The sequence below is a fragment of the Streptomyces sp. NBC_00726 genome (assembly GCF_045161735.1).
Classification (GTDB): domain Bacteria; phylum Actinomycetota; class Actinomycetes; order Streptomycetales; family Streptomycetaceae; genus Streptomyces.
Genome location: NZ_CP108983.1, coordinates 3,808,874 through 3,834,973, shown reverse-complemented (window position 1 = coordinate 3,834,973; position 26,100 = coordinate 3,808,874). Strand labels below are relative to the sequence as shown.

The following is a 26,100-nucleotide window of genomic DNA, read 5'->3' as shown; positions in this document are numbered from 1 at the left end:
ATGACATGTATCAGCTTATGGTCTATACCAGCCAGAGGCTTTTTTTACAGGCCCTGCCGGCCGAAGGGAGTCCGCTGTGCCGCACCGGGTCGTCGTTCTCGCTCTCGACGGGCTGCTCCCCTTCGAACTGGGCATCCCCCAGCGGATTTTCGGGCTCGCCCGCCCCCTGGAGCAGCAGAACCGGGCGCGGAAGCTGTACGACGTCGTGACCTGCTCGGTCCGGCCGCCGGGGCCGGTCCACACCGACTCGGACTTCTCGATCATGGTCGAGCACGGGCCGGAGGCGCTCGCCACGGCCGACACGGTCGTCGTCCCGGCCAGTTACGAGCTGGGGCCCGTGTACGACGAGGGGCGGCTGACCGACGAGCTGGCCGCCGCGTTCCGGCACATCCGGCCGGGCACCCGGATGGTGTCCATCTGCACCGGCAGCTACGTGCTGGCCGCCGCCGGCTTCCTCGACGGGCGCCCCGCCACCACGCACTGGGCCTCCGCCGACCACTTCCAGCGGCTCTTCCCCGGCATCCGGGTCGACCCGGACGTGCTGTTCATCGACGACGGGGACGTGCTGACGTCCGCCGGGGTCGCCGCCGGGATCGACCTCTGCCTGCACATGGTGCGGCGCGACCACGGGACCGCCGTCGCCAACGACGTCGCCCGGCGCACGGTCGTGCCGCCGCACCGGGACGGGGGCCAGGCGCAGTACATTCAGCGGCCCGTGCCGGACAACCGGTTCGCCACGACGACGACCGCGCGGGCCTGGGCGCTGGACCGGCTGGAGCGGCCGATCCTGCTGCGGGACATGGCCCAGCAGGAGTCGATGAGCGTACGGACGTTCACCCGGCGGTTCCGCGAGGAGGTCGGCGTCAGCCCCGTGCAGTGGCTCACCCAGCAGCGCGTGGAGCTGGCGCGCCGGCTCCTGGAGTCCACGGACCTGTCCATCGACCAGGTCGCCCGGGACGCCGGCTTCGGCACCTCCACGTCACTGCGGCAGCACCTCCAGACGGCGCTGGGCGTCTCGCCGACGGTGTACCGCCGCACGTTCCGCTCGACGGCGGGGAGGAGCGCCTAGCGCCCAGCGCCTAGACCGCGTGGCTGGGCTCGGCGCCGTGGGTGCCGGGCTGGAGCTGAACCTGGATCAGCGGGACGCCGCGGTCCACCTCGCACCAGATCCGCTTGCCCGCGCCCTCCGGCTGCCAGCCCCAGCGGTCGGCGAGGCCGTCGACCAGCTCCAGGCCCCGGCCGCCGGTGTCCTCACCCCGCGCGTGCCGCTGCTGCGGCGGGCGGCAGCTGGCGTCGGCCACCTCGACACGCACGGTCCCGGCGCCGCCGGGGGCGCCGGCCGGGCCGAAGAGCATGCGCAGCACGGCCGGACAGCCGGTGTGCACGACCGCGTTGGTCACCAGCTCCGAGATGAGCAGGATGAGCGTCTCGGCCAGCGGCTCGTCGTCTCTCACGCCGGAACCGGCGAGCCGTGAGCGCGCCCATCTGCGGGCCCGTCCGACCTCCGCGGGGTCGGGCCCGACCTCCAACTGAACCTGAAGCACCTGCACCGCTCACACCATCCGAACCGGCGGACACATCGCCTCGCGCCTCCAAAGGGTCACGGAACGTGATTCCCTTGCACGACAGCATGGTTGACGTACAGTCACCGCAACAAGCGCTTCGGGCATATTCCAGCGCGAAGGAGTACGCGTGGCGCATACTGTGCGACGCACATTGCGGGGAGTCGAACAGCACCTCACCGGGACCCGGCGCGCCCCACAGGCCGCATCCGGACCGACAGGTTCCAGAACCACTCGCATCCCACGGAGGGTACCCGAGCCGGGCACCGACTCCACGCCGTGACGAATCACGCAAAGGACACAAGCCGGTATCGGTGACCGATGGTCGCGCTGTGTCACGCCCAGGGGCCGGGTACCCCTGGGCGCCGGCACCTAGGGCCTGTCTTCAAACTGCCGTCTGCCGCGCGACGCCATGCACGCACTCTCGCCGCACCGACCCCAGACCCCAGTACATCCAGTACAGGGATCTGGGGCCGGCACGCCGAGAGCACGCACCTGACGCCGCCCGGCCCGCCCTCCGGGCGGACGACGCCAGTTTGAAGACAGGCCCTAGTCCGGCTCGATGACCGTCACGTACGCCGCCAGCGCGGCCACCGCGTCCTCCTCCACGACCCCGCCGTCCCGGTCCGTGTCCAGGCTCTGCGCGGCGAACGCCGCCGCGTCCGGGCCGGCGCCGAGGACCCTGAGGGCCCGCTCCACGGTCGGCACCGGCGCCCTGTTCCCGCCGGACGGCCCCGCCGCCACGGCGAGCGCGGCGCGCAGGAAGGGGCGGGCGATCTCCGCGAACCGCTCCGGGTTGTCGCGCAGCCTCTTCACCGCGCCGCCCACGAACTCCTCGCGGGTGACGCGCTGGTCACCGTCCACGTCGGCGATGCCCGCCATGCCCTGCCAGAACGCCTCGGCACCGCTGTAGAGCGCCTGGCCCTTGTCGCAGCGGGCCGTCGTGCCGAACTCGGTGAGCAGACGGGCCGCGGCGGCGTTGAAATCCGCGCGATCGATGTATCCGTTGCCGTCCTGGTCGAAGGCGGCGAAGCGGAAGGCGATCTTGCGCTCATACTCTGCGCTGTCCATGCGGGGAGCGTACGACGCCGCCAGGCGTCACGTGTCACTTACGGGGCCCAGCCCTGTGACAGCTCCGCACGAACCGGTGCGGGGACGGCCGTTTCAGGCCGTCAGCGGCTCGGCCTCCTCGTCCACGGCCGCGTCCCAGTCCGGGAAGACGTCGAACAGGCGGCGCACACCGAGGGCGGCGAGCACGCGGTTGACGTGGGAGCCCTCCTCCGCGCCCCGGGCCGGCAGGATCAGGCGCAGCCGGCCGCCGCAGGACCGCATCAGGCGGCGCAGGGCGATGAGCACCCCGACCCCGCTGGAATCGCAGAACCGGACCCCGGACAGGTCGAGGACCACGTCATGGCGGCCCACGGCCACCACCTCGTGGACGGACTGGCGGACGATGGCCGAAGTCAGCAGGTCCAGTTCGCCGCCTATGTGCAGCACGGTCCATCCGCCCCGCTCGGTCTCCGAGACTTTCAGGGTCACGCGACTGGGCCTCTCGTTCCGGGGATTCCGGGCAGCCCGGTGATCCGGAAGTTTGCGTTCCTCCTCTGGCGGCTGCCCCCGTACGTCCCTCGCGAAACACCCGTCTCGCAAAGACGGCGCGTTCCGGGGGTGCCGTGCCAGACGCCGCGGACCCGGCCCTGACCGGCAAGGCACCCCCGGGGACGTACTTGTCGTAAAGGGGCGTGCTCCCCGGGAGGTGGGGGCTACATTCGGACAGGACGAGTGGGACAGGGACGCACAGGTCCGACGGTGGAGGGGTTGGTGTGCAGATGGCCGAAAACGCACCACCCCGCTGGGACCGCAGGATGCAGCAGCGGCTGTCACGCGGCGAGGCCGCCGCGCTCGGTGAGATGTACGACCGGTTCGCCGCCCTCGTCCACAGCCAGGCCCACCGGATGCTGGACGATGAGGACGCCGCCGACGCGGTCACCCGCGAGGTCTTCGGCCACGTCTGGGAGAACCCGGACCTGTACGACCCGAAGCAGGGCTCCATGCGGGCCTGGCTGGCCTTCCTCACGCACCGCGAGTCCGTGCGGCGGCTGCGCGACGCGGCGGACGCGGACCCCGGCGCTCCGGACGGTCTGGACGAGCGGGTCCGGCGGGCCACCGCCGCCGCCCGGGCCGACTACATCGTCGCCTCGATGCCGGCGCCGCTGCGGGCCGCCCTGGAGCTGGCCTACGTACAGCGCCGCGACTACCGGCAGGCGGCGGCGGACCTCGGCGTCACGGAGGACGAGGCGCGGCGCCGGCTGCGGCTCGGGCTCCAGCTGCTGTCCACCGCCCGGACCCGGCCGGTGGAGGGCGCCCCGCCGCCCGGATACGGGAGGGCGCTGTGAGCGGCGACGCGGACGGCGACCGGGACGAGGAGGGCCGCGACGAGGTGCGCGGCGCCCGTCGGATACCGGGGCCGCGGCCCGCCGCGGACGACTTCGGGAACCTGGGGCGCGTATCGCCGCCGGAGCCGCCGCCCGCCCCGGTCCTCCCGCACCGGGTGCTTCAGGCGCTCCTGGGGGCCTGGGCGCTCTCCGCGTGCTCGCCCGAGGAGGCCGAGGCCGTCGACGCGCATCTGACCGCGTGCCCGCCCTGTGCCGACGAGGCGCTGCGGTTGCGGGACGCGGTCGGGCTGCTGCACACCGACCGGAGCCTGGATCTCGATCCGCTGCTGCGGTCCCGGGTGCTGGAGGGCTGTCTGAGCCGGCGCCCCGCGAAGGTCCCGGTGCCGGACTGGGCCGCCCCGTACGACGCCGAGACGGCGCGGCTCGACGCGCTGCTGCGGGACATCGACGCCGCCGAGTGGCACGCCCCGGTGCGGCTGAAGTGGTTCGAGGACGAGCGGCGGACGGGCCGCCGGACCACGGTCGCCGGGGTGATCGGGCATCTGATGAGCGTGGACGGCCTGGTGGGCGCCGCGCTCGGCCTGGACGACCCGCTCCCCGGCACCCCGCTCACCCCGGCCGCGCGCACCGAGGCGTACTGGTCGTCCGCCCGGAGCCCGCTCACCCGCGCGGTCCGTGAGCCGTGGCGGGAGCAGAGCCACACGCTGATCAGGACCGTGTCGTTCGCGCGGCGCGGGGCCTCGGAACTGTCCGTGCCGTACGGGGATTTCGCGCTGCCGTTGCAGGACGCGATGCTCGACCGGGCCTTCGAGTGCTGGGTGCACGCGCGGGACATCGCGAAGGCGGTGGACTACCCGTACGAGCCGCCGTCCGCCGGGCATCTGCACCGGATGATCGACCTGGCGGTCCGGATGCTGCCGGGGGCGCTGGCGGTGCGGCGCCGGGCGGGGCTCGCGGGGCCGGCCAAGCGGCTGGTGCCGGCCGGGTCCCCGGGGCGCTCGCTGCATCTGGAGATCGAGGGCTCGGGCGGCGGCGACTGGTACATCGCGCTGGACTCCCCGGCCGCCCTCGGGTGCGCCGAGCACGCGGTGGCGCAGATCGCGCTGGACGGCGTGGAGTTCTGCCGGCTGGTGGCGGGGCATGTGCCGCCGGTGGAGGCGGCGGCCGGGCAGCGCGGGGACCGCGAGGCGATCGGCGATGTGCTGTCCGCGGCGGCCTCGCTCAGCCGGCTGTAGCCCGGCCCCGTACGGCGCTCAGTCGAAGACGACCGTGCGGCGGCCGTTGAGCAGGATGCGGCGTTCCGCGTGCCACTTCACCGCGCGGGCCAGCGCCTGGCACTCCACGTCGCGGCCGATGGCGACCAGCTGGTCCGGGGTCACGTTGTGGCCGACGCGCTCGACCTCCTGCTCGATGATCGGGCCCTCGTCCAGGTCGGCGGTGACGTAGTGGGCGGTGGCGCCGATGAGCTTCACGCCGCGCGCGTGCGCCTGGTGGTAGGGCTTGGCGCCCTTGAAGCTCGGCAGGAACGAGTGGTGGATGTTGATGATCCGGCCGCTCAGCCGCTTGCACAGGTCGTCCGAGAGGACCTGCATGTAGCGGGCCAGGACGACCAGCTCCACGTTCTCCTCGCGGACCAGGTCCAGCAGCTCCGCCTCGGCCTGCGGCTTGTTGTCGCGGGTCACCGGGATGTGCCGGAAGGGCACCTCGTACGAGGCGACGAGCTCGGCGAAGTCCGGGTGGTTGGAGACGACGGCGGCGATCTCCACCGGCAGGGCGCCGGTCCGGGACCGGAAGAGCAGGTCGTTGAGGCAGTGGCCGAACTTGCTGACCATGAGCACGATCCGCATGCGCTCCGAGGCCCGGTGGAGCTGCCAGTCCATGGCGAAGGAGTCGCCGATCGCGGCGAAGCTGGCCCGCAGCTTGTCGACGGTGACCGGGGTGCCCGCCGAGAAGTGGACGCGCATGAAGAACAGCCCGGTGTCGTGGTCCCCGAACTGCTGGCTGTCCTCGATGTTGCAGCCGGTCATGAAGAGGTAGCTCGACACGGCGTGCACGATGCCCTGTTTGTCGGGGCAGGACAGCGTGAGGACGTACTGGTCGGGGGCAGGCTGCGGCGCGGTCATCCCCGTAGCGTGCCACACCGGCCGGGTATCAGGCGGACCTGGTCAGAATGCGGAGGACGTCCAGGGAGCGCGGCGGTGTGCCGGGGTCCTCGCCGTCGTTGGCGGCGAGCAGCACATGCGCCTCGCGGGCGGCCGCGACGGCCTCCGGCCAGCCGGGGTGCTCCAGGTAGACGGAGACATGGGCGTCCGCGCCGACCTGGTGCAGGATGCGCAGCACCCGGAGTACGGCGGCGTCCACGAGGGCCGCCTCGGCGGCGTCCCGGAAGATCGTGCCGACGTACTTCTCGGCGGACCAGTTGTCGAGCCAGGTGTCCTCGACCAGGCGGTACACGGCGTCGGTGACGTCGCCGTATCCCTCCCGGCCGGCCAGCCAGCAGTCGCGGTGGAAGACGGGGTCGGAGAGCATGTGCAGCGCCGAGCGCACGTTGCTGCGCCAGCGCCACCACGGAAGGTCGTTGAGCGGCATGCCGCCCATGGTGGAGGAGCGACGGCCGCGACGGGAAGAGTTCTCGGAACCTTGCTGCACGGTTGTCGATCGTACGTTCCCTTTTCGGTGGCCTTGACCGGCCCCCGGCGTTCACGGTGACGTCACCGGCCGTTGACGGAGGCACACCACGGCGTTACCCGGGGCGCGGAAGGGTCTGGGTCCATGACCGGACGGCGACGCCCCCTTCCCACCCGCCCCTTCGGACTGCTCACCGGTGCGGTGACGGCCGGGGCGCTGCTGCTGTCCGGCTGCGGCGCGCTCCCTGGAGCTTCGGGGGGCTCCAGGGAGCCCGTCACCGTCGTGACCTGGGCGCCGGGCGGCGGCTCGGCACCGGACGCCGCGAACATGGCCGGTATGACCGCCATGGCACAGGCGTACGGGCGCTGGATCAACGCGCGGGGCGGGATCGACGGGCACGAGCTGCGCGTCATCACCTGTGACGAACAGGACGCCTGGACCGGGGCCGGGGACTGCGCCCGCAAGGCCGTCGAGGAGAAGGCGGTCGCGGTCGTCGGCTCGTACAGCCGGCACGGACGGGCGTTCATGGCCCCGCTGGAGGTCGCCGGGATTCCGTACATCGGCGGTTACGGGGCCTCCGAGGAGGAGTTCCGCAGCTATGCGTCCTACCCGGTGACCGGCGGCCAGTCCGCGCTGCTCGCCGGGACCGCCGAGCAGCTGTCGCACGGCTGCGACCGGGTCTCGCTGGTGCGCCCGGACACACTGGCCGGCGACAGCCAGGCGTGGCTGCTGCGCACCGGCCTCAAGGAGGCCGGCCGGCCCCTGCCGCTCGACATACCGGCCGCCGAGGGCGCCACCTCGTACGACCCGGAAGCGGAACGCGCGCTGTCCGGCGCGGGCACCACCGGCGGATGCGTGACGTCTGTGCTGGGCGACCGCACGGAGACCTTCTTCGACTCGTTCCGGCGGCTGGAACCGGAGGGCACCGCGGTGCGCGTGGCCTCGGTGCTCGGCAGTGTGGAGCAGCCGCTCATCGACCGCACCGGCGGCCGGGACAGCCCGTTCGAGGGGGCGTACGTCACCGGCTGGTACCCGCCCCCGGGCGACGCCAGGTGGGACACCATGCGGAAGGTGATCCGCGAGTACGCCTTCGGCGACAACCGGATCGACCCGGACGACACGGGCGTGCAGACCACCTGGATCGCGTACACCGCGCTGAAGTCGGTCATCGAGTCCATGGACGAGTCCGGGATCACCGCGGCGAAGCTCACCCGGGCGCTCGGCCAGGGGGTGCGCGCCGACACCGGGGGCCTCACGCCCGTGCTGCGCTGGCGCTACGAGGACATGATCGGCTCCCGGTCGTATCCGCGCGTCGTCAACAGCAAGGTGACGTTCCAGGTGGTGCGCGACGGGCGGCTGGTCGCCGCGCGGAAGGACTTCGTGGACGTGACGGAGACCATGGCCGAGGCCAGCGCGACCCGCTGAACCGGCGCGGGCGCACCGGTCCGGCGGGTCCGGGCGGTCAGAGCGCGGTCGCCTGGCGCTTGGTCAGGCCGTACTTCTCGGCGATCTTGTTCCACAGCGCGGCCGCCTGCCGCTTCGCGTTGCTGGCCTCGCCGCTCTTCACGGTCGCCTGCTGGGTGTGCGAGGTGGTCTTCGCGTGGCCGTGCTTGCAGACCTTCTTGCTCTTGGCCTGCACCGCCCAGGCCGCGTAGTGGTCGTCGGCGGACGCGGACGCCTGCCACGCCTTGGTGAGCTGGGCGGTCAGCCGCTCGTGGTCCGGCAGCTTGTCGACGGAGAGCGCCTGGAGCCGGGTGACCAGCTCGCGGCGCTGCTTGGCGGCGCCCTTGAGGTCGGTGACGGCCGTGTCCAGGTCGGTGCAGGACTTGGTCTTCTCGACCGCCCCGATCACCGCGGCGCGGCTGCTGTTGCTGTCCGCGAGGAGCTTGTCCAGCTCCTCGGCCTGCGGCTTCGCCGGGTCGGCCGCGGGCTGCTCCCGCTCCTTGGAAGGCTCACCGGCGGCCGGTGAACTCGCGGACGCCACCGGCTGCTTGGCGTCCTTGTCGTCATCGTCGCCGCCGCTCATCAGCGCGCCGGCGCCGAGCCCGATCACCGCGCAGCCGACGACGACGGCCGCGATCAGCGGCACCGCGCCGGACTTCTTGCGCCGCCCGCCGTCGCCCTCGTCCTGCGGCAGCCCGTCCTGGGGGCCGCTGTACGGGGACGGCTGCCGGAAGCCCTGCTGCGGCGGCGGGCCCGCCTGGTACGGGGGCTGCTGCGGGCTCTGCTGGTACGGGGGCTGCTGCTGGGCCGGGTCGAACCGGGGCATCTGCTGCGTCGCGCCCTCGGGGGCGTCGCTGCGGAAGAGGTTGTCGAACTCGGCGGGCGGCTGCCGCTCACCGGGCGTCCCGGGCCGGATATCGTACGGGGCGCCGCCGGGCACCGGAGGTATGTACTGCGTCGCGTCGGCGTCCCCGCCGCCCTGGGGGCCCTGCGGGGCGTGGCCCAGGAACTGCGTGGACTCCGCGGGGTTCTCCGGCGGCAGCCCGCCGGGCGCGGGGCCGCCGGGCGCGGGGCCGCCGGGCGCGGGGCCGCCGGGGACCGGCGCGATGAACTGCGTGGCGTCGGCGTCCCCGCCCGGAGCGCCCCCGGGCCCGGCCTCGGGCGGCAGGGGCTGGGCGTAGGGCTGGGGCTGCTGGGGCGGCAGGGGTGCGCCCTGGCCGTACGCGTCCTGCGCGTACCCGCCCTGCTGCTGCCCGTACGGGTCCGGCTGCTGCGGGTACGCCTGCTGCTGGGGCTGCTGCTGCGGCTGCCCGTACGCGTCCTGCCCGCCGCCGCCCTGCGGGCCCCACGCCTGTCCCCACGGCCGGCCGCCCGCCGGGGCCGCCTGGTCCGCCGCTCTGCCCGGCGTCCAGGGCTCGCCGCCGTCCGAGGGCAGCACGACACCCTCGTGCGCGGGTCGTACAGCAGGGTGCTGCTGCTCGTCGCCCTGTCCGCTCTGTGTCACCGGGACTCCTACGTGCGTGTCAACTATGGAATCGTCGGCTCACGCTATCGGGTGCCGGCCGCGGTGTGCCAAGTGCCCGCGGTCCGCAGCGGACCCGTGACACGGGGTGTAACAGCGGGGCCGCTCAAGACGCAGTTAAGGGTCTTCCCCGCCCCCGCTCAGGCCGCCTGGAGTTCGAGCCGGGCGCCGAACTCCCTTACCGCGGGCTCGTCCCCGTACGGCAGCAGCCGCTGCTGGAGGTCGTCCAGATATTCCGCGCCCCGGGTCGAGCGCACCGTGCCGAGGAGCTCCAGCGCCCTGGTCCCCGTGTGGCACGCCTGCTCGATCTCGCGCAGCTGGACCTGGGCCGTGGCCAGCAGCGCGAGGCCGATGCCGCGGCGCCGGGCGCGGGACTCCGGGTGGCCGTCCAGGGACTCCTTCGCCCGGCGCGCGGCGGCGTCCGCCTGCCCCAGGTCCCGGTGGCAGTGCGCGAGTTCGTCCGCGAGATAGGCGTGGTCGAAGTGGGCGATCCAGTCCGGGTCGTCCCCGCTGTCCGGCTCGGCCCGCTCCAGGGCGGCCTCGGCCCGGCCCGCGACCTCCAGGCAGGTGCGCGCGTCCCCGAGCAGCGCGTGGCCGCGCGCCTCCGCCGCGTAGAACATCGCCTCCGCGCGCGGGGTGACCCGGCCGCGCGCACCCTCCTGCGCGGCCCGCGCCAGCTGGGCGATCTCGCGCGGATTGCCGAGCTGGGCGGCGAGATGGCTCATCGACGCGGCCAGCACATAGCCGCCGTAGGCGCGGTCGCCCGCCGCCTGGGCGAGGCGCAGAGCCTGGATGTAGTAGCGCTGGGCCAGGCCCGGCTGGCCGGTGTCGATCGCCATGTAGCCGGCGAGTTCGGTGAGCCGGGAGACCGCGGCAAAGAGCTGACGCCCCGTCGACTCTCGGTACGCCCCCGAAAGCAGCCCGGAGACCACGCTGTTGAGGTAGTGCACGAGGACCGGGCGGACATGGCCGCTGCCGAAGCGGTGGTCGAGGTCGACCAGCGCGGCGGTCGTCGCCCGCACCGCCTCCACGTCCGGCATCCCGACCCGGGACCCGGCGGCCCGGGCGACCTGGGGATCGGCGCCGGTGATCAGCCAGTCGCGGCTGGGCTCCACGAGCGCGGACGAGGCGACCGCCGAGCCGGTGAGGAAGTCGCGGCGGCCGACGTCGCTGCGCCAGAGCTCGCAGACCTGCTCGATCGCCCCGATCACGGTCGGCGCGAACTGGAGGCCGACGCCCGAGGCGAGGTTCTTGCCGTTGGCCATGCCGATCTCGTCGATCGTGACCGTACGGCCGAGCTTGCGGCCCAGCGCCTCGGCGATGGTGCCCGGGGCCCGGCCGCGCGGCTGCTGGCCGCGCAGCCAGCGGGCCACGGAGGTCTTGTCGTAGCGGAGGTCGAGGCCGCGTTCGGCGCCGACCATGTTGACCCGGCGGGCCAGGCCCGCGTTGGAGCATCCGGCTTCCTGGATGAGCGCCTGAAGCCGTTCGTTCGGCTGGCGTGCGACGAGTGGCCTGGCTGCCATGTGTGCCCCCCTGAGGCCGCGGTGATAGGTGGCGGGATCACTGCCCGGCATATGTCCGAGAAATGCGCCGATTCATCGTGTTGGTCACTTTCCGCGCGACTTACCTCATTCGTCACGTCCAGTCACTAAAATGCCGCGCCGGACCGCGCCGGACGACACCGGCCGGACGTCCCGTAAGCAGCTACCCGCCCCGGGCCCGTGCCTCTCCCACGCGCCCCCGCCCGTGCACCCGTGCGCCCCGTGTGCGGAACCGCGCACCGGGCGGCCGTAACTCTTCGTGAAGCCCGTAGTTGAGCTGGACGTGGAAGAGCCCATCGGAGTCATGGAAGCGGCGCAGGTCCCCCGGCAGCGCGTGGAGCAGCTGCTCGACGCCGCCGTGCGGTACACGGAGGAGCGGCACTGGGACGTGTGCCCGGGCACCTGGCTGGAGCCGTCCGGCGCCGGCCGCCGGTGCTCGTGCGGCGAGGAGGCGTGTGCCGCGCCCGGCGCCCATCCGGCCGGGGACGGCTGGGCGGACGGCGCCACCGGCAGCGGCGCGGCGGCCCGCCGGATGTGGACCCGGCGGCCGGGGGCGGCGGTGCTGCTGCTCACCGGGCGCGCGTTCGACGCCGTGGACGTGCCGGAGTCGGCGGGCTTCCTGGCGCTCGCCCGGCTGGAGCGGATGAGCCTGCCGCTCGGCCCGGTCACCCGCACCCCGGACCGCCGCATGCAGTTCTTCGTGCTGCCCGGCGCCGCCGCGAAGGCGGACGACCTGGTCCGCCGGGCCGGGTGGAACGCCGCCTCGGTCGGCCTGCGCGGCATCGGCGAGGGCGGTTACGTCGTCGCGCCGCCGACCCGGGTCGGCGGGGTGGGCGCGGTGCAGTGGGCCCGCACCCCCACGACCGCCAACCGCTGGCTGCCCGAGGTCGAGGAGCTGATCGGCCCGCTCGCGTACGCCTGCGGCCGGGCGAAGGCGGACGCGCCCCTTTCGTAGGGTGGTCCCCGGGTACGACACGTACGTACGGGGACTTCGAAAGGCGCGCGCATGCCGGACCAGGCACGACACGAGGGCACGGAAGGGAACGGGGCACCGCGGGCGACACCGCCCGCGGTGCGCGTCCAGGGGCTGTGGAAGCGGTTCGGCGAGCAGACCGCCGTCGCCGGGATCGATCTGGAACTGCCCGCGGGCAAGTTCATCGGCCTGGTGGGGCCCAACGGGGCGGGGAAGACCACCACGCTCTCGATGGTCACCGGGCTGCTCCGGCCCGACCAGGGGCGGATCGAGATCGGCGGGCGCGACGTCTGGGGCGACCCGGTCGAGGTGAAGTCCCGGATCGGCGTCCTGCCCGAGGGGCTGCGCCTCTTCGAGCGGCTGTCCGGCCGCGAACTCCTCGCCTACACCGGCCGGTTGCGCGGTCTGCCCGGCCAGGAGGTGGACAGCAGGGCCACCCAGCTGCTCGACGTGCTGGACCTGGCGGGCTCCCAGCACAAGCTGGTCATCGACTACTCGACCGGGATGCGCAAGAAGATCGGGCTCGCCGCCGCCCTGCTGCACAACCCCGAAGTGCTCTTCCTGGACGAGCCGTTCGAGGGCGTCGACCCGGTCTCGGCGCAGACCATCCGCAAGGTCCTGGAGCGCTATACGCGTTCCGGGGCGACCGTCGTGTTCTCCAGCCATGTGATGGAGCTGGTCGAGTCGCTGTGCGACTGGGTGGCCGTCATGGCGGCGGGCACCATCCGCGCCCAGGGCCCGCTGGCCGAGGTGCGCGGCGAGGCGTCCTCGCTCCAGAACGCGTTCCTGGAGCTGGTCGGCGCGGGCGACCGGGACGCCGGAGCGACCCTGGACTGGCTGGGCGGCGGCCGATGAGCGTGCTCGACGCCCCCGCCGGCACCAGCCCCCGGACCGGGGCCGCGACCGGGGCCCCGGCGCTGATCCCCGTATTCGCCCGGCTCAAGGTGGCCCTGCTCCGCAACGGGCTGCGCCAGTCCAGCGGGCGCAGAGCGGTCTACCTGATCTCGGTCGTGGGCGCCCTGCTGATCGCCGCCGGCCAGCTGCTGGGGCTGGTCCTGCTGCGCGGCCACGCCCACGCGGACTCGGTGGTGGTGCTGCTCACCGCGGTCGTGGCCCTCGGCTGGGCGGTGATGCCGCTGTTCTTCTCGGCCGGGGACGAGACCCTGGACCCGACCCGGCTGGTGATGCTGCCGCTGCGGCCCCGGCCGCTGATCGTCGCGCTGCTGGTGTCCTCGCTGATCGGGCTCGGCCCGGTCTTCACGCTGTGCCTGGCGGCCGGCTCGGTGGCGGCGCTGGCCGAGGGGGCGGGCGCGGTCGTCTTCGCGGTGCTCGCCGTCCCGCTGACCCTGCTGGTGTGCGTGGCCCTGGCCCGTGCGGTCGCCGCCGCCAACACCCGGCTGCTGACCTCCCGCAAGGGCCGCGACCTGGCCGTTCTCAGCGGCCTGGTGATCGCGGTGGGCATCCAGGTCGTCAACTTCGGGGCCCAGCGCCTCGGGCGGGCCGGCGGGCTCTCCTCGCTCGACCCGGCGGCGGACGTGCTGCGCTGGCTGCCGCCCGCCTCGGCCGTCGGGTCCGTGGGCTCCGCCGCCGAGGGGGCGTACGGGCGGGCCGTCGTCCAGCTGCTGATCGCGGCGGCCGCGCTGGTGGCGCTGCTGTGGCTGTGGCAGCGCAGCCTGACGAAGCTGATGACCGCGCCGGACGGTTCCACGACCGCCGCCGCACCGGACCGCGAGAAGTCCGGGCGGATCGGCGCGGGCCTGTGGGCACTGCTCCCCGAGGACCGCACCGGCACGGCGATGCAGCGGTCCCTGCGGTACGTGGCACGGGACCCGAAGACCAAGGCCGCCTGGGTGACCGCGCTGGCGATCGGGCTGATCGTCCCGCTGATCAACGCCCTCCAGGGCCAGGGCACGGTGTACTTCGCCTGCTTCGCCTCCGGGATGCTCGGCATGCAGATGTACAACCAGTTCGGGCAGGACACCTCCGCGTTCTGGATGGTCGCCCAGACGATCTCCTCGCCCCGGGACGCGTATCTCGAACTGCGCGCCCGGGCGCTGGCGCTGCTGCTGATCACGCTGCCGTACACGGTGCTCGTGGCGGTGGTGACGGCGGCGCTGCTCGGCGACTGGAAGCCGCTGCCGGGGGTGGTCGGTCTGTCGTTCGCGCTGCTGGGCGCGATGCTGGCGACGGGCTCGGTGGCCTCGGTGAGCTTCCCGTACTCGATTCCGCAGGAGGGAGCCTTCAAGAACGTGGCGCCGGGTCAGGCCGGGATCGCCTGGATCTCCATCCTCGGCGGCATGGTCTCGGCGGCCGTGCTGAGCGCCCCGGTGATCGCCCTGACGATCACCCTGCACGTCACGGACCGCACGGACTGGCTGTGGCTGCTGCTCCCGGTCGGGGCGGTGTACGGGGCACTGATCGGCTGGGGCGGTCTGCGGTTCGCGGCCCCGCGCCTGGCCCGGCGGCTGCCGGAGATCCTGGCGGCGGTCAGCAAGGGCTGAAATCGGATTTACGGGGGGGCTTACGGGTGGCTTACGGGGAAACCGGCTCGCGGTCGTCCCGCGCGTCCTCGGAGAGCTGTTCGAGGAACGGTTCGACCGCGGCCCGCCAGCCCTCCGGCTGGTCGAAGTGCACGAGGTGGCCGGCGTCGGCCACCTCGGCGTACCGGCCGCGCGGCAGGACCCGGACCATCTCCTGGGCCTCCGCCCGGCCCAGCTCGCCGTCCAGGCCGCGCAGCACCAGGGTCGGGCACCTGACCTGGGCCAGCTCCTCCCAGTGCGCGTCGAACACCCAGGTGGCGCGGGACTCCAGCATCTGGCGGCGGGAGAACACGGGCCACCAGCCGCCGTCCCGCTCGGCCATCACCTCGGCGTAGAACGCGCCCCGGGACGGGCTGGGGCGCTCCACCCAGGGGTCCTCCTCGCCGAACCAGCGCCGCACGGCGTCGGGCGAGGCGAAGGGGAGCGGCCAGCTTCCGAACCAGTCCTCCCACTCGCGCTGGGAGGCCGCGCCGAGCGCGGAGGCGCGCATGTCGCAGACGACGAGCGCGCGGACCAGGTCGGGGCGCTTGGCGGCGAGCTGCCAGGCGGTGAGCGCCCCCATGGAGTGGCCGACGAGGGTGACGGGGGCGAGCCCGAGCTGTTCGATGACGGCCTCGGCGTCCGCCACGTAGGCGTCGCGGGTGTAGGGGCCGTCGGCCGGTTTGCCGCTGTCGCCGTGGCCGCGCTGGTCGAGGCCGACCGGACGGTGCCGTTCGGCGAGCCAGCCGGCGGTGGACGCCCAGTGCGAGGCCCGGCCCATCAGGCCGTGCAGCAGTAAGACGCCGGGGGCGGGGGTCTCGTCCGCGCCCGCCCGGGGCGGGTCGGCGAACTCCCAGGCCGTGAGGCGTACGCCGTCCGATCCGGTCACTTCGATGCGCCGCGCCATAGCTTCTGGCACCCCCTTCTCTCCCTGGGTCCCCGGCTGGATCACCGGGTGGTCGTGTCGGCCAGACTATCGAACCCCTATTCGAAAACCGGGATCTGCCGGCCAACACCGCTCGTTCGAGTGACTGCTTCCCAGGATTGACGACGGCAGCCGCGGGGAGATGTTCTGGCGGGAGGCGGGCCGCTCGGGGATGAGGGCTCGCGGGACCGACCTTGAGAGCTCGGGGCTCCAGGTCGGGCACAGGGAGGGACAGGCCCCGGCGCCTCGCGGCGCCGGGGCCATCCGCTTGTCCGCGTACGACGGGTGCATCGCGGCTCCCCTCCCGGCGGGGCGGCGGCCGACACGCTCAGCCACCCCTCCGGCACAGCCTGGCACGGTCCGCGCCGGAGCGCTGCGGTTCCGGCCGGAAAAAACAGATCCGGACGGAAAAGGGAGACCGGCCGGAAAAGAGAAACCGGGCACCGGCGGCTGCCGGTGCCCGGTCTCCCGGAAGGCGGGTCTACCGCTTCGCCACGAAGACGTGCGAGGCGATCTCGGAGTCGAGCTCCGCCGCCTCGCCGCTGCTGCCGACCAGCACTCCGCCGGGCGACTGCGTCACGCTGACCACGGAGCCGGGCTGCACGCCCGCCCGCCGCAGCGTGTACATCAGCTGGGCGTCCGTCTGGATCGGCTCCCCGATCCGGCGGACCACCACCGTCTTGCCGTCGCTGCCCGGGTCGAGATCGGACAGGCTGACCATGCCCTCGTCCAGGAACGGATCGGCCTCGGTGCTCTCACCCAGCTCCTCCAGACCCGGAATCGGGTTCCCGTACGGCGACTCCGTCGGGTGCCGCAGCAGCTCCAGCACCCGGCGCTCGACCGCCTCACTCATCACGTGCTCCCACCGGCACGCCTCGGCGTGGACCTGCTCCCACTCCAGCCCGATCACGTCGACCAGCAGGCACTCGGCCAGCCGGTGCTTGCGCATGACGCGGGTCGCCAGGCGGCGGCCCTCCTCCGTCAGCTCCAGATGGCGGTCGCCCGCGACCTGTACCAGGCCGTCGCGCTCCATCCGCGCCACGGTCTGGCTGACGGTCGGACCGCTCTGGTCCAGCCGTTCCGCGATCCGGGCGCGCATGGGGACCACGCCTTCCTCTTCGAGTTCGAGGATGGTGCGGAGATACATCTCCGTGGTGTCGATCAGTCCGGACATTCGTGCCCCTCGATGCAATCGTGCGCTGGCCCTGCACCAATTCTGACGCATCGCGCGCGGAACCGTGTCTCGCCGTCGTCACCGGGGCCGTGCGGTATTGACAGTTCACTGGTCCAGACCGCAACGTGATCGGCGTTACGGACGCCCCCTGGACATCCCACCCCGTCGGAAAGGCCCTCCCCGATGAGCGAAAGCAAGCTGGCCGGTCAGTTCCTCGATGCGGCGATCGGCCTGCTGGGGAGGGTACGGGACGAGGAGGCCGGGAACATCGCGGCCGCCGGGGCCGCGATCGCCGACACCGTCGAGGCGGGCGGCCGGCTCTTCGCCTTCGGCGCCGGGCACTCCTCGCTCGCCGCGCAGGACGTCGTCTACCGGGCGGGCGGGCTCGCCCTGATGAACCTCATGGCCGTCCCCGGGGCGCTCGGCGTGGACGTCATGCCCGCCACCCTCGGCTCGGCCCTGGAACGGGTGGACGGCCTCGCGGGCGCGGTGCTCGACTCCAGCCCGGCGAAGTCCGGCGACCTGCTCGTGATCATCTCGCTCTCCGGGCGCAACGCGCTGCCCGTCGAGATGGCGCTCAACGCCCGCGCGCTGGGCCTGAAGGTCATCGGCGTCACCTCGGTCGCGTACGCGGAGGAGACCAGGTCCCGGCACAGCTCGGGCGGCTTCCTGCGGGACCACTGCGACATCGTCCTCGACAGCAAGATCGCGATCGGCGACGCGGAGCTGGAGGTGGACGGCATCGAGGCGCCGTTCGCGCCCGCGTCCACGGTGGTCACCAGCGCGATCATGCAGGGCATGATGGCCGCGGCCGCGGAGCGGCTGCTGGAGCGCGGCATCGAACCGCCGCTGCTGCGGTCGGGCAACGTGGACGGCGGCCACGAGTGGAACGGGCGCGTGATGACGCAGTACGCGGACCGCATCTTCTACCGGCACTGAGCCTTCACGGGGCACCCCGGCGACCCCGGTCCGGGAGGCGCCGTTAATTCGGTTGTGCGGCCCGGAGGCGGTTCCTAAGCTGTCCGTACACGTTGAAAGGAGGTGATCCGAAAAGTGCAGTCTTATCGGATTCGTGAGGTGGCTGCGGGCTGACAGCCCGTCGTCGCACTTCGTGCACCTCGGCGGGCTGTCCGCCGAAACCCAGGCAGTCACCGACCCGCAGGCTCGCCGGTAGATCCGGCCGGCTCCTCCGCAAGGAGGGACCAGAGCCTGCGGGTTTCCGCATGCCGGGGGTGATTTACGGGCACAGCCGCTCGACCCGCCACTTGCCTTCCTCGCCGCCCTCGCGGACGTAACGCAGCCGGTCGTGGAGCCGGTTCTCGTGGCCCTGCCAGAACTCGATCGTCTCCGGGACCACCCGGAAGCCGCCCCAGTGCGGGGGCGCCGGGACCTTCTCGCCCTCCGGGTAGCGGGCCGACAACTCCTCGTAGCGGGCGGTCAGCTCCGCACGGCTGCCGATCACCGTGGACTGCTCGCTCGCCCAGGCGCCGAGCTGGGAGCCGTGCGGGCGGGTGCGGAAGTAGGCGACGGTCTCCTCGCGGGGGACGCGGGCGGCGGCGCCGGTGACGATGACCTGGCGGGCCAGCGGGTGCCAGGGGAAGAGCAGCGAGACATAGGGGTTGGCGGTCAGCTCGCGGCCCTTGCGGGAGCCGTAGTTGGTGAAGAAGACGAAGCCGCGCGCGTCGTACATCTTCAGCAGCACCGTACGGGAGGAGGGGCGGCCCTCGGGGGTCGCCGTGGAGACCACCATGGCGTTCGGCTCGTGGAGCATGCCACCGGCGGCGACTTGGCGGAACCAGCGCGCGAACTGGTCCATCGGATCGGGCGCGAGCGAGTCCTCGGTGAAGGTCTCGGATCGGTATTGCTCGCGCATCGCGGCCGGATCGGTGGTGGAATCGAAGGAGGAGTCTGGGGTGGGCACGGTGCCATCCTGCCGCAGCGGCCGGACGGGCCGGAGGTCCGCCCGGCGCAACCGTCGAACCGAGGGAGCCGCCTGATGTCCGACTTCGTACCCGGACTCGAAGGAGTCGTCGCGTTCGAGACGGAAATCGCCGAACCGGACAAGGAGGGCGGCGCGCTCCGGTACCGGGGCGTCGACATCGAGGAGCTGGTCGGGCACGTCTCCTTCGGGCAGGTGTGGGGGCTGCTGGTGGACGGGGCGTTCGAACCCGGTCTGCCGCCCGCCGAACCGTTCCCGCTGCCCGTGCACTCCGGCGACGTCCGGGTCGACGTGCAGTCCGCGCTGGCGATGCTCGCCCCGGTCTGGGGGCTGAAACCGCTGCTCGACATCGACGCGGAGACCGCCCGCGAGAATCTGGCCCGGGCCGCCGTGATGGCGCTGTCGTACGTGGCGCAGTCGGCACGCGGACAGGGCCTGCCGATGGTCCCGCAGCGGGAGATCGACAAGGCCGGGTCCGTGGTGGAGCGGTTCATGATCCGCTGGCGGGGCGAGCCGGACCCCCGGCATGTGAAGGCCGTCGACGCGTACTGGACGTCCGCCGCCGAGCACGGCATGAACGCCTCGACGTTCACCGCCCGGGTGATCGCCTCGACCGGGGCGGACGTGGCGGCCGCGCTGTCCGGCGCGGTGGGGGCCATGTCGGGCCCGCTGCACGGCGGCGCCCCGTCCCGGGTGCTCGGCATGATCGAGGAGATCGAGCGGACCGGGGACGCCACGGCGTACGTGAAGGGGGCCCTGGACCGGGGCGAGCGGCTGATGGGCTTCGGCCACCGCGTCTACCGCGCCGAGGACCCGCGCGCCCGGGTGCTGCGGCGCACCGCCGAGGAGCTGGGCGCGCCCCGCTACGAGGTGGCGCGGGCGCTGGAGCGGGCGGCGCTTGAGGAGCTGCACGCGCGCCGCCCGGACCGGGTGCTCGCGACGAACGTGGAGTTCTGGGCGGCGATCGTGCTGGACTTCGCCGAGGTGCCGGCGCCCATGTTCACGTCGATGTTCACCTGCGCCCGTACGGCGGGCTGGTCGGCGCACATCCTGGAGCAGAAGCGGACGGGCCGGCTGGTGCGCCCGTCGGCGCGTTACGTGGGCCCGGGCGCGCGGAGCCCGCGCGAGGTGGCGGGGTACGCGGAGCCGAACGGGGGCCAGGGCAGGGGCTGATCGTGGTGAAGCCGCATGCCGCGTGCGGGGGACAACACGGCATGCGGCCGTTCCGGGGGGTGGCGGTGACGCCTTGCGCGGGTGATGCCTTGCGCGGTGATGCCTTTACGCGGCCTGGGGCACCCATTCGACGCCGTAGCGGGCGAAGATCAGCTGGATGTCGTCGTCGTTCGGCAGGTGCCCGGCGCCGCCGGCGAGTTCGGCGGCGATCAGCCCGGTGACGTCGCCGACGCTCTCCAGCGACATCGCCTTCTCCGGCGGGAGCGGGTCGAGCCCGAACAGGTCCTCCAGGGTGAAGGCGAGTTCGGCCAGGGCCAGCGAGTGGTAGCCGAGGTCGGAGATGAGGCGCTGCTCGGGGCGGCTGTGCTCGTTCCGCTGGGGGGCGACGAGCAGCACGAGCCTGCTCACCAGCTCCTCCACCGAGCCGGAGTCGATCGCGGTGCTGCGGTCAGTCATGGGGCTTTCTCCAGAGTGCGGGTGCCGTGCCGGACACCGGTACGGAAGGCCCTCACCATGTTCCGGTGGGTGATCACCCGCACTCCAGGCAACAACTCCGGCAAGGGCGCGGCAACTCCGCATGCCGGAATCGTTGCCTGGAGAGGGCACCTGGGTCGCTGCCACAATGCTGTCCGACCGTGACGGACGGCAGAGGTGGACCGGATGAGTGGGACGGCACGGCCGCAGGACGAACGCTGGGTCTCCGGCCGGCTCGCCGTCGGCACCCCGCACACCCGGCTGATCTGCGTACCGCAGGCGGGCGCGGGCGCCGGGGCCTTCGCGGGGTGGCGGCGGCACATCCCGCCGGGGATCGAGCTGGCCCCCGTGGAGCTGCCGGGCCGGGGCACCCGGCAGGACGAGCCGATGCCGGCCGGGTTCGACGAGCTGGCCGAACGGCTGCTGGCCGGGCTGACGCCCGAATTCACCATGCCGTACGCCCTGTTCGGGCACAGCTTCGGCGGGGCGCTGGTCTACGAGCTGAGCCGCCGGATCGCGGCGCGCGGGCTGCCCGCCCCGGTCGCCACCCTCGTCTCCGCCTTCCGGGCCCCGCACACCCCGCCCCCGGCGACCATGTCCCGGGCGACCGACGAGGGGCTGCTCGACTGGCTGCTCCGCAACGGCGGACTGCCCGAAGAGCTCCTCGCCTACCCGGAGTTCCTGCGCCAGATCATGCGCCCGATGCGCACCGATCTCCGGCTCGCGGAAAGCTATCTGCTCGCCGCACCGGACCCGCTGCCCGGCCCGCTGCACGTGTTCGGCGGCGCGGACGACGAGGTGACGCGCGCCGACCGGCTGCCCGAGTGGCGGCACTGCGCCGGGGCCGCGTTCTCGCTCACGCTGCTGCCCGGCGGTCACCACTACCCCCACACCGACCCCGCCGCGATGGTCGCCGCGCTCACGGACGCCCTCGCCCGCACCGCGTAACCCGTGCCCCCCAAAAAACCCAGACCCCGAGGGAACGCCCATGCTCAGCCTGCTCGCCCACGGCTCCGCCGCCCCCACCGCGCAGCTCGCGGCGGTCCACGCCGACGGGAGCGGCGACTTCGCCGTGGTGTTCAACACCGTGCTCGTCGTGGGGATCACGGTGGGGGTGCTGGTCACCCAGTTCACCGCGCGGGAGGTGCGGCCCCGGATGTACTTCTGGTGCGCGCTGCTCGTGGCGCGGGGCTGTGTGCCGCCGGGCCCGAGCGAGGCGACGAAGGGCGGCATCGGCTTCCTGGTGCTCGCGCTCGCCGTCTCCGTGCTGTTCGGCGCGCTGCGCGCCCGGTCGATGCCGATGTGGCGGGACACCGCGGGCAAGGTGATCCGCAAGGGCGGCATGGGCACGATGTGGCTGTGGCTGGCGACGATCGCGGCGCGGCTGGTGGTGGGCGCGATCGCCCATGTGACGACCGGTGAGCCGATCAACGTGAACGCGCTGTGGCTGGGCATGGGTGTGACGCTGCTCGTCCAGCAGTACTTCCTGGGGCTGCGCGCGAAGGGCTCCACCCTGCCGGTACGGGAGCCGGCCGCGCCGGCGCCCGGTCCCCGGACCTCGGAGTGACGGCCGGGCTGCTGCCCGCCGGGGTGATCCTGGTCGAGTCCTTCGGTGACACGGGGGCCGCGGCCGGGATTCGCCTTTTTCCGGCGGAGGAGGCGCTGGTCGCGGATGTGGTCGCGGAGCGGCGGCGCGAGTTCACGACCGTACGGGGCTGCGCCCGCGAGGCCATGCGGCAGTTGGGCAGGCCGCCCGCGCCGCTGGTACGGAAGGGGCGCGACGGACCGGTGTGGCCGGCGGGCCTGGTGGGCAGCCTGACGCACTGCGTGGGCTACCGGGCCGCCGCCGTCGCCCCCGCCGGGGCATTCCGGGCGGTCGGGATCGACGCGGAGCCGAACGCGCCGCTGCCGCGCGGGGTGGCCGGGCGGGTGCTGGGCGCCGGGGAGCGGGCGGCCGTCGCGGAGCTGGGGCGCGCCGAGCACCGGCCGGTGGCGTGGGACCGGCTGGTGTTCTGTGTGAAGGAGGCCGTGTACAAGGCGTGGCATCCGCTGACCGGGCTGCCGCTGGGGTTCCCGGACGCGGAGGTCTCGCTTTCGGCGGACGGCACGTTCACCGCGCGGGTGCCGGGCGGCGGGCCGGTGCCGGGCGGGCCGCCGTTCCCGGAGCTGCTGCGGGGGGCCTGGGCGGCCGGGCGCGGGCTGCTGCGGGTGGGCCTGGCCGTGCCGGCCCCGGTACCGGACAGTGGTACGGGGCCGGGCGCGGCGGCTGTTCAGGCGGAGGTCAGGGCGGGCTGAGGGGTCAGGGTGACCGGGAGGCTCGCGAGGCCGTTGAGGAAGTTGGAGTAGACCCGGCTCTCCTCTCCGGTGACCGCCAGCTCCGCGGCGTACTCGCGCAATCCCTCGACCACGGCGGAAAGTTCGGCCCGGGCCAGATAGGCGCCGATGCAGAAGTGCGCCCCGTGGGCGAAGCTCAGGTGCTTGTTCGGGGTGCGGGCCAGGTCGAAGCGGTAGGGGTCGGGGAAGACCGTCTCGTCGAAGTTGGCGGAGGCGTTCCAGACGGTGACGACATCGCCCTCCTCGATGAACTGCCCGCCGAGGAAGGTGTCCTGGGTCGCGGTGCGGCCGCTGTGCAGGGCGGGCGTGGTCCAGCGCAGGATCTCCTCGACGGCCTGGGCCACCGGGACCTCGTCCGCGCACAGCGCCCGCCACTGCTCCGGATGGTCGACCAGGGCGCGGAAGCCGCCGATCATGGCGAGCCGGGTGGTCTCGTGACCGCCCATGATGATGCTGTAGCAGTTGAAGATGATCTCCTCGTGGGTCAGCGGGCGCCCGTCGACCTCCTTTCCGACGAGCAGGCTGACCACATCGTCGTACGGCTTCTCGCGCCGCGACTGGGCCAGTTCGGAGAAATAGAGCAGCAGATCGTTGCGGGACGACCAGGTGCCCTCCTGAGTGGGGGCGCCGTCGGTGGAGGAGAGCGCCGAGGACGTCAGCTCAATGATCAGGCCCCGGTCCTCCGGCGGCACGCCGAGCAGGTCGCAGATCGCGGCGAGCGGGATGTGCGCGGCGACATCGGTCGCGAAGTCGCAGCCGCCGCGCTCCACGGCCTGCCGGATCAGCTCGCGGGTGGAGCGCCGGACGCTGTCCACGACGACGTCCAGCGAGCGCGGTGAGAAGGGCTTGCTGAGCACGCCCCGGAGCGCGGAGTGCGGGCGGCCGTCGGTGACGGCGAGCATCCGGCCGGCGGCGGAGTCCCCGCCGTGCAGGAGGGTGTCGAGCACGTTGCCGCGCTCGGAGGTGAAGGTGCGGCTGTCCTTGTAGACGGCGGCGACGTCCTCGTAACGGGTCAGCACCCAGAAGCCGTCGGCCTCGCCGGCCGGCGGGTGCCAGTGCACCGGGGACTCGGTCCGCAGGTGGCTCCACAGCTCGCGCAGGTCGTACGTGGCGTGCAGCCGGGGATCGGACAGGTCTGCCGTGCCGAGGTGCGCCGGGTCGAACACGGGGCGCTCGGTCATGATCGTGCCCTTTCTGCGGTCGTGGGCGGGGCGGTGTGGCCGGGGAAGAAGGCCGTCGTGGCGCCGGCGGTCTCGCCGCCGTCCACGACGAGTTCCTGCCCGGTGATGAACCGGGCCCCGTCCGACGCCAGATAGTGGAAGGCGGCGGCGATCTCCTCCGGCAGGGCGTGCCGCCGCGCCGGAATCCGCGCGTTGACCTCGTCCAGCATGGCCGGGGTGTACTCCGCCTCCTGCATCGGTGTGAGCACCGCCCCCGGGGTCACGCACGCGGTCCGGATCAGCGGGCTCAGCTCCATGGCGAAGGTCTGGCAGAGCGAGGCGACGCCGGCCTTGGAGGCGTTGTAGTCCGCGTAGAGCGGGTAGCCGCGCGAGCCGTTGACGGACGCGGTGGCGAGCAGCACGCCGTGGCCCCGGCGGACCATGTGCCCGGCGGCGTGCCGCCACAGCGCCAGGACGCCCATGAGGTTGACGTCGAGGGTCCGGCGCGCCTCGGCCTCGGTGAGTTCGAGGACGCCGTGGCGGATGCTGATCCCGGCGTTGGCGATCACCACGTCGAGCCGGCCGGTGGACTCGCTCACGGCGGCGACGGCCTCGCCCACGGCGTCCCAGTCGGCCACGTCCACGTCGAGCCACTGGACGCCGGGGGCCTCGCCGTCCGGCTTGGCCACGTCCAGGTTGACGACGTGGTCGCCGTCCCGGGCGAAGCGGGCGGCGACCGCGCGGCCGATGCCGCTGGACGCGCCGGAGACGACGACCGTACGGGGCCCGGTCACAGGATCACCCGGTGGCTGTCCGTGGTGGACGTGTTCAGACCGCGTCGCAGATTGCGGCTGACCAGTTGCTTCTTCAGCCAGCGGTCGGTGCCGTCGTAGCGGGCCCGGAACGAGCGGCGGCCGTGCGCGGCCAGGTAGTTGTCCACGACGAGCAGGGAGCCCTGCTCGACGACGACGTCCTGCTGGACGCGTTCCAGCTCCGCCATGAGCCGGTCCAGGGCGGCGACGGCCCGGGGGTCGTCGTCCACGCAGCGCATGAAGGGCCGGTCGATGCGCAGATACGGGCTGAGCCGGTCGCCGAGCAGGACGGCGCTGGGCACCGGTCGTTCCAGCATCCGGCGGGCCTCGGCGAGCGCCGGGTGGTGCGGGTTCCACGCCTCCAGCTGCCGGATGTGCTCGGTGTCCGGGAGGATGTGGAAGCTCTCGGAGGCCAGGATCTCGCGGTCCTCGTCGGAGAGCCGGATGTCGCGGACCGAGGCGACGATGGTCGGCACCCGGTCGTGGTTGCGCAGGCCGAGCAGCATCAGGTAGTCGCAGCGCTGCGGGTGGAAGCCGTCCTCGGTGTGGAACTCCAGGAGCGATTCGCTGCCGTAGCCGCTCTGGTTCTCCTCGTCGCCCGCGATCGGCAGGACGTTCTGCACGAGCCGGCCCTGCTGGAGGGTGGCCCAGGCGAAGGGCTCGCCGAGCACCATTCCGCACAGGGCGAGGGCCAGTTCCTGGTCGAGGGCGTTCTTGACGGTGATCGCCTCGCTCCAGTGCGCGGGGGTCGCGCCCAGCGCCTCGTCGTCCACGGGGAAGCCGTGGACCAGGCAGGCGGCGGACTGCTCGGTGCGCCGGAAGTCCTCCAGGAAGGTGCGCAGCCCGGCCGGCAGCACCTCGACGGCCTGCCAGGAGTGGTCGTAGAAGCCGGGGAACGACGGGTCGCCCGCGCTGTCGCGCAGCGAGGCGAGCCCTTCCCCGAGTTCGGCGGTCTCACGCCCGGTGAGGGTGTACGCGGCGACGCTCTCCAGGACGGTCATCGGACGCTCCCCCCGGTGGCGGCGGCCAGGCTCTTCGGGCGCATGTCGGTCCAGCCGGCCTCGATGTACGCGAGTGCCGCCGCCCGGTCGGAATCGCCCAGCGCGGTCGTCCAGCCGGCCGGGACGTCGGCGAAGGACGGCCACAGGGAGTGCTGCCCCTCGTCGTTGACGAGGACCATGAAGGTCCCCTCCTCGGCGTCGAACGGATTCGCCATCGTCGTGTCCTCTCTCTGGCCGGCCGTGGCCGGTCGGGTCCGGTCCTGTTGCGGCCCCATCGGCCGCGGGGTGGCGCCGCCCTCGGACCCGGCCGAGCAGGGTCCCTGCCGGGTCGTCGTCGGGCGTGGTCCCCGGCGCGCGGGCGCGCCGGGGAGGTCTCAGAGCGTGTTGGCGAACCCCCGTCCGGATCAGACCGAGTGGTCTGGTGCCGTCGAATCCAAGGCGGAGGAGGGAGTCGACGCGGAGCGTCGGCGACTGACGACAACGCGGGAGGCGGCGGTGCCAGGCCACTCGGGCCCGGGCGCGGG

General features: G+C 73.2%; 27 protein-coding genes. 12 read left to right on the top strand and 15 right to left on the bottom strand.

Going from position 1 to position 26,100, the window contains the following annotated elements:
• Window positions 1-76 precede the first annotated feature (76 nt).
• Complete coding sequence (locus OG338_RS17170; RefSeq protein ID WP_405938165.1) at window positions 77-1,069, top strand: GlxA family transcriptional regulator; 993 nt, start codon at window positions 77-79, stop codon at window positions 1,067-1,069.
• 10 nt (window positions 1,070-1,079) lie between these two features.
• Here OG338_RS17170 and OG338_RS17165 read toward each other — a convergent pair whose 3' ends face one another.
• The 3 genes from OG338_RS17165 to OG338_RS17155 form a co-directional block, all read right to left on the bottom strand.
• Complete coding sequence (locus tag OG338_RS17165) at window positions 1,080-1,550, bottom strand: ATP-binding protein (protein ID WP_405938164.1); 471 nt, start codon at window positions 1,548-1,550, stop codon at window positions 1,080-1,082.
• A 561-nt stretch (window positions 1,551-2,111) separates the two neighbouring features.
• On the bottom strand, window positions 2,112-2,633 hold the full coding sequence (locus OG338_RS17160; RefSeq protein ID WP_405938163.1) for an EF-hand domain-containing protein: 522 nt from the start codon (window positions 2,631-2,633) through the stop codon (window positions 2,112-2,114).
• A 93-nt stretch (window positions 2,634-2,726) separates the two neighbouring features.
• Window positions 2,727-3,101 (bottom strand): STAS domain-containing protein, encoded by a 375-nt coding sequence (locus OG338_RS17155; protein WP_405938162.1) that lies wholly within the window; start codon window positions 3,099-3,101, stop codon window positions 2,727-2,729.
• 290 nt (window positions 3,102-3,391) lie between these two features.
• On the opposite strand from OG338_RS17155, the gene OG338_RS17150 reads away from it, so the two are divergent.
• Entirely contained in the window at window positions 3,392-3,958 is a 567-nt protein-coding gene (locus tag OG338_RS17150) for an RNA polymerase sigma factor (protein WP_405938161.1), read from the top strand.
• Window positions 3,955-5,193: a zf-HC2 domain-containing protein gene (locus tag OG338_RS17145; RefSeq protein WP_405938160.1), complete on the top strand. Its 1,239-nt coding sequence runs from the start codon at window positions 3,955-3,957 to the stop codon at window positions 5,191-5,193. Before OG338_RS17150 ends, OG338_RS17145 begins: the two co-directional genes overlap by 4 nt.
• An 18-nt stretch (window positions 5,194-5,211) precedes the next feature.
• Here the strand turns inward: OG338_RS17145 and purU are convergent, their stop codons facing one another.
• Together purU and OG338_RS17135 are read right to left on the bottom strand one after the other, a co-directional pair.
• On the bottom strand, window positions 5,212-6,081 hold the full coding sequence (gene purU / locus OG338_RS17140; RefSeq protein WP_405938159.1) for a formyltetrahydrofolate deformylase: 870 nt from the start codon (window positions 6,079-6,081) through the stop codon (window positions 5,212-5,214).
• A 28-nt stretch (window positions 6,082-6,109) separates the two neighbouring features.
• Window positions 6,110-6,556, bottom strand: a complete 447-nt coding sequence (locus OG338_RS17135) for an SCO4402 family protein (RefSeq protein ID WP_408997408.1) — start codon at window positions 6,554-6,556, stop codon at window positions 6,110-6,112.
• 174 nt (window positions 6,557-6,730) lie between these two features.
• On the opposite strand from OG338_RS17135, the gene OG338_RS17130 reads away from it, so the two are divergent.
• Window positions 6,731-8,011, top strand: a complete 1,281-nt coding sequence (locus OG338_RS17130) for an ABC transporter substrate-binding protein (protein WP_405938157.1) — start codon at window positions 6,731-6,733, stop codon at window positions 8,009-8,011.
• A gap of 37 nt (window positions 8,012-8,048) precedes the next feature.
• Here the strand turns inward: OG338_RS17130 and OG338_RS17125 are convergent, their stop codons facing one another.
• Window positions 8,049-9,467 (bottom strand): hypothetical protein, encoded by a 1,419-nt coding sequence (locus OG338_RS17125; protein WP_405940450.1) that lies wholly within the window; start codon window positions 9,465-9,467, stop codon window positions 8,049-8,051.
• A 224-nt stretch (window positions 9,468-9,691) separates the two neighbouring features.
• On the bottom strand, window positions 9,692-11,074 hold the full coding sequence (locus tag OG338_RS17120) for a transcriptional regulator (RefSeq protein WP_405938156.1): 1,383 nt from the start codon (window positions 11,072-11,074) through the stop codon (window positions 9,692-9,694).
• A gap of 322 nt (window positions 11,075-11,396) precedes the next feature.
• Between OG338_RS17120 and OG338_RS17115 the strand changes: the two genes are divergently transcribed.
• Genes OG338_RS17115 through OG338_RS17105 form a run of 3 tightly spaced genes read left to right on the top strand, consistent with a single transcriptional unit; the run spans window position 11,397 to window position 14,566 of the window.
• Window positions 11,397-12,047: a bifunctional DNA primase/polymerase gene (locus tag OG338_RS17115; RefSeq protein WP_405940449.1), complete on the top strand. Its 651-nt coding sequence runs from the start codon at window positions 11,397-11,399 to the stop codon at window positions 12,045-12,047.
• A 51-nt stretch (window positions 12,048-12,098) separates the two neighbouring features.
• A complete protein-coding gene (locus tag OG338_RS17110; protein WP_405938155.1) occupies window positions 12,099-12,920 on the top strand; it encodes an ABC transporter ATP-binding protein in 822 nt (273 codons plus the stop codon).
• Window positions 12,917-14,566 (top strand): transporter, encoded by a 1,650-nt coding sequence (locus tag OG338_RS17105; RefSeq protein ID WP_405938154.1) that lies wholly within the window; start codon window positions 12,917-12,919, stop codon window positions 14,564-14,566. Before OG338_RS17110 ends, OG338_RS17105 begins: the two co-directional genes overlap by 4 nt.
• Before the next feature lie 31 nt (window positions 14,567-14,597).
• Here the strand turns inward: OG338_RS17105 and OG338_RS17100 are convergent, their stop codons facing one another.
• Together OG338_RS17100 and OG338_RS17095 are read right to left on the bottom strand one after the other, a co-directional pair.
• Window positions 14,598-15,491 carry an alpha/beta fold hydrolase gene (locus OG338_RS17100; RefSeq protein WP_405940448.1) on the bottom strand — a complete coding sequence of 298 codons (894 nt, stop codon included), beginning with the start codon at window positions 15,489-15,491 and terminating at the stop codon, window positions 14,598-14,600.
• A 499-nt stretch (window positions 15,492-15,990) separates the two neighbouring features.
• Window positions 15,991-16,683, bottom strand: a complete 693-nt coding sequence (locus tag OG338_RS17095; protein ID WP_405938153.1) for a metal-dependent transcriptional regulator — start codon at window positions 16,681-16,683, stop codon at window positions 15,991-15,993.
• A gap of 183 nt (window positions 16,684-16,866) precedes the next feature.
• Here OG338_RS17095 and OG338_RS17090 point away from each other — a divergent pair, with 183 nt between their 5' ends.
• On the top strand, window positions 16,867-17,622 hold the full coding sequence (locus tag OG338_RS17090; protein ID WP_405938152.1) for an SIS domain-containing protein: 756 nt from the start codon (window positions 16,867-16,869) through the stop codon (window positions 17,620-17,622).
• 298 nt (window positions 17,623-17,920) lie between these two features.
• Here OG338_RS17090 and pdxH read toward each other — a convergent pair whose 3' ends face one another.
• The gene (gene pdxH, locus OG338_RS17085; protein WP_405940447.1) at window positions 17,921-18,556 is read right to left on the bottom strand and encodes a pyridoxamine 5'-phosphate oxidase; all 636 of its coding nucleotides are present in this window, start codon (window positions 18,554-18,556) and stop codon (window positions 17,921-17,923) included.
• A 123-nt stretch (window positions 18,557-18,679) separates the two neighbouring features.
• Between pdxH and OG338_RS17080 the strand changes: the two genes are divergently transcribed.
• Complete coding sequence (locus OG338_RS17080; protein WP_405938151.1) at window positions 18,680-19,795, top strand: citrate synthase 2; 1,116 nt, start codon at window positions 18,680-18,682, stop codon at window positions 19,793-19,795.
• Between the two features lie 105 nt (window positions 19,796-19,900).
• Here the strand turns inward: OG338_RS17080 and OG338_RS17075 are convergent, their stop codons facing one another.
• Window positions 19,901-20,251: an acyl carrier protein gene (locus OG338_RS17075; RefSeq protein ID WP_405938150.1), complete on the bottom strand. Its 351-nt coding sequence runs from the start codon at window positions 20,249-20,251 to the stop codon at window positions 19,901-19,903.
• Between the two features lie 204 nt (window positions 20,252-20,455).
• Here OG338_RS17075 and OG338_RS17070 point away from each other — a divergent pair, with 204 nt between their 5' ends.
• The 3 genes from OG338_RS17070 to OG338_RS17060 are packed head-to-tail and all read left to right on the top strand — an operon-like array spanning window position 20,456 to window position 22,564.
• Complete coding sequence (locus OG338_RS17070; RefSeq protein ID WP_405938149.1) at window positions 20,456-21,217, top strand: thioesterase II family protein; 762 nt, start codon at window positions 20,456-20,458, stop codon at window positions 21,215-21,217.
• A 40-nt stretch (window positions 21,218-21,257) separates the two neighbouring features.
• Window positions 21,258-21,836, top strand: a complete 579-nt coding sequence (locus OG338_RS17065; RefSeq protein WP_405938148.1) for a hypothetical protein — start codon at window positions 21,258-21,260, stop codon at window positions 21,834-21,836.
• The gene (locus OG338_RS17060) at window positions 21,833-22,564 is read left to right on the top strand and encodes a 4'-phosphopantetheinyl transferase (RefSeq protein WP_405938147.1); all 732 of its coding nucleotides are present in this window, start codon (window positions 21,833-21,835) and stop codon (window positions 22,562-22,564) included. Before OG338_RS17065 ends, OG338_RS17060 begins: the two co-directional genes overlap by 4 nt.
• Here the strand turns inward: OG338_RS17060 and OG338_RS17055 are convergent.
• Genes OG338_RS17055 through OG338_RS17040 form a run of 4 tightly spaced genes read right to left on the bottom strand, consistent with a single transcriptional unit; the run spans window position 22,540 to window position 25,791 of the window.
• Complete coding sequence (locus tag OG338_RS17055; RefSeq protein ID WP_405938146.1) at window positions 22,540-23,784, bottom strand: cytochrome P450; 1,245 nt, start codon at window positions 23,782-23,784, stop codon at window positions 22,540-22,542. The two genes, OG338_RS17060 and OG338_RS17055, sit on opposite strands and share 25 nt — an antisense overlap.
• Complete coding sequence (locus tag OG338_RS17050) at window positions 23,781-24,557, bottom strand: SDR family NAD(P)-dependent oxidoreductase (protein ID WP_405938145.1); 777 nt, start codon at window positions 24,555-24,557, stop codon at window positions 23,781-23,783. The genes OG338_RS17055 and OG338_RS17050 overlap by 4 nt, the downstream gene beginning before the upstream one ends.
• Window positions 24,554-25,576, bottom strand: a complete 1,023-nt coding sequence (gene gntD / locus OG338_RS17045) for a guanitoxin biosynthesis L-enduracididine beta-hydroxylase GntD (RefSeq protein WP_405938144.1) — start codon at window positions 25,574-25,576, stop codon at window positions 24,554-24,556. Before gntD ends, OG338_RS17050 begins: the two co-directional genes overlap by 4 nt.
• Window positions 25,573-25,791: an MbtH family protein gene (locus OG338_RS17040; RefSeq protein WP_405938143.1), complete on the bottom strand. Its 219-nt coding sequence runs from the start codon at window positions 25,789-25,791 to the stop codon at window positions 25,573-25,575. Before OG338_RS17040 ends, gntD begins: the two co-directional genes overlap by 4 nt.
• Window positions 25,792-26,100 lie beyond the last annotated feature (309 nt).

What these genes read in the sequence shown, in the direction of transcription:
- OG338_RS17130 (WP_405938157.1), top strand. Translation starts at nt 6,731, where the DNA reads ATGACCGGACGGCGACGCCCCCTTCCCACCCGCCCCTTCGGACTGCTC.
- OG338_RS17040 (WP_405938143.1), bottom strand. Translation starts at nt 25,791, where the DNA reads ATGGCGAATCCGTTCGACGCCGAGGAGGGGACCTTCATGGTCCTCGTC.
- OG338_RS17065 (WP_405938148.1), top strand. Translation starts at nt 21,258, where the DNA reads ATGCTCAGCCTGCTCGCCCACGGCTCCGCCGCCCCCACCGCGCAGCTC.
- OG338_RS17110 (WP_405938155.1), top strand. Translation starts at nt 12,099, where the DNA reads ATGCCGGACCAGGCACGACACGAGGGCACGGAAGGGAACGGGGCACCG.
- OG338_RS17080 (WP_405938151.1), top strand. Translation starts at nt 18,680, where the DNA reads ATGTCCGACTTCGTACCCGGACTCGAAGGAGTCGTCGCGTTCGAGACG.
- OG338_RS17075 (WP_405938150.1), bottom strand. Translation starts at nt 20,251, where the DNA reads ATGACTGACCGCAGCACCGCGATCGACTCCGGCTCGGTGGAGGAGCTG.
- OG338_RS17100 (WP_405940448.1), bottom strand. Translation starts at nt 15,491, where the DNA reads ATGGCGCGGCGCATCGAAGTGACCGGATCGGACGGCGTACGCCTCACG.
- OG338_RS17070 (WP_405938149.1), top strand. Translation starts at nt 20,456, where the DNA reads ATGAGTGGGACGGCACGGCCGCAGGACGAACGCTGGGTCTCCGGCCGG.
- OG338_RS17090 (WP_405938152.1), top strand. Translation starts at nt 16,867, where the DNA reads ATGAGCGAAAGCAAGCTGGCCGGTCAGTTCCTCGATGCGGCGATCGGC.
- OG338_RS17150 (WP_405938161.1), top strand. Translation starts at nt 3,392, where the DNA reads ATGGCCGAAAACGCACCACCCCGCTGGGACCGCAGGATGCAGCAGCGG.
- pdxH (WP_405940447.1), bottom strand. Translation starts at nt 18,556, where the DNA reads ATGCGCGAGCAATACCGATCCGAGACCTTCACCGAGGACTCGCTCGCG.
- OG338_RS17160 (WP_405938163.1), bottom strand. Translation starts at nt 2,633, where the DNA reads ATGGACAGCGCAGAGTATGAGCGCAAGATCGCCTTCCGCTTCGCCGCC.
- OG338_RS17055 (WP_405938146.1), bottom strand. Translation starts at nt 23,784, where the DNA reads ATGACCGAGCGCCCCGTGTTCGACCCGGCGCACCTCGGCACGGCAGAC.
- OG338_RS17105 (WP_405938154.1), top strand. Translation starts at nt 12,917, where the DNA reads ATGAGCGTGCTCGACGCCCCCGCCGGCACCAGCCCCCGGACCGGGGCC.
- OG338_RS17095 (WP_405938153.1), bottom strand. Translation starts at nt 16,683, where the DNA reads ATGTCCGGACTGATCGACACCACGGAGATGTATCTCCGCACCATCCTC.
- OG338_RS17135 (WP_408997408.1), bottom strand. Translation starts at nt 6,556, where the DNA reads ATGGGCGGCATGCCGCTCAACGACCTTCCGTGGTGGCGCTGGCGCAGC.
- OG338_RS17120 (WP_405938156.1), bottom strand. Translation starts at nt 11,074, where the DNA reads ATGGCAGCCAGGCCACTCGTCGCACGCCAGCCGAACGAACGGCTTCAG.
- OG338_RS17115 (WP_405940449.1), top strand. Translation starts at nt 11,397, where the DNA reads ATGGAAGCGGCGCAGGTCCCCCGGCAGCGCGTGGAGCAGCTGCTCGAC.
- gntD (WP_405938144.1), bottom strand. Translation starts at nt 25,576, where the DNA reads ATGACCGTCCTGGAGAGCGTCGCCGCGTACACCCTCACCGGGCGTGAG.
- purU (WP_405938159.1), bottom strand. Translation starts at nt 6,081, where the DNA reads ATGACCGCGCCGCAGCCTGCCCCCGACCAGTACGTCCTCACGCTGTCC.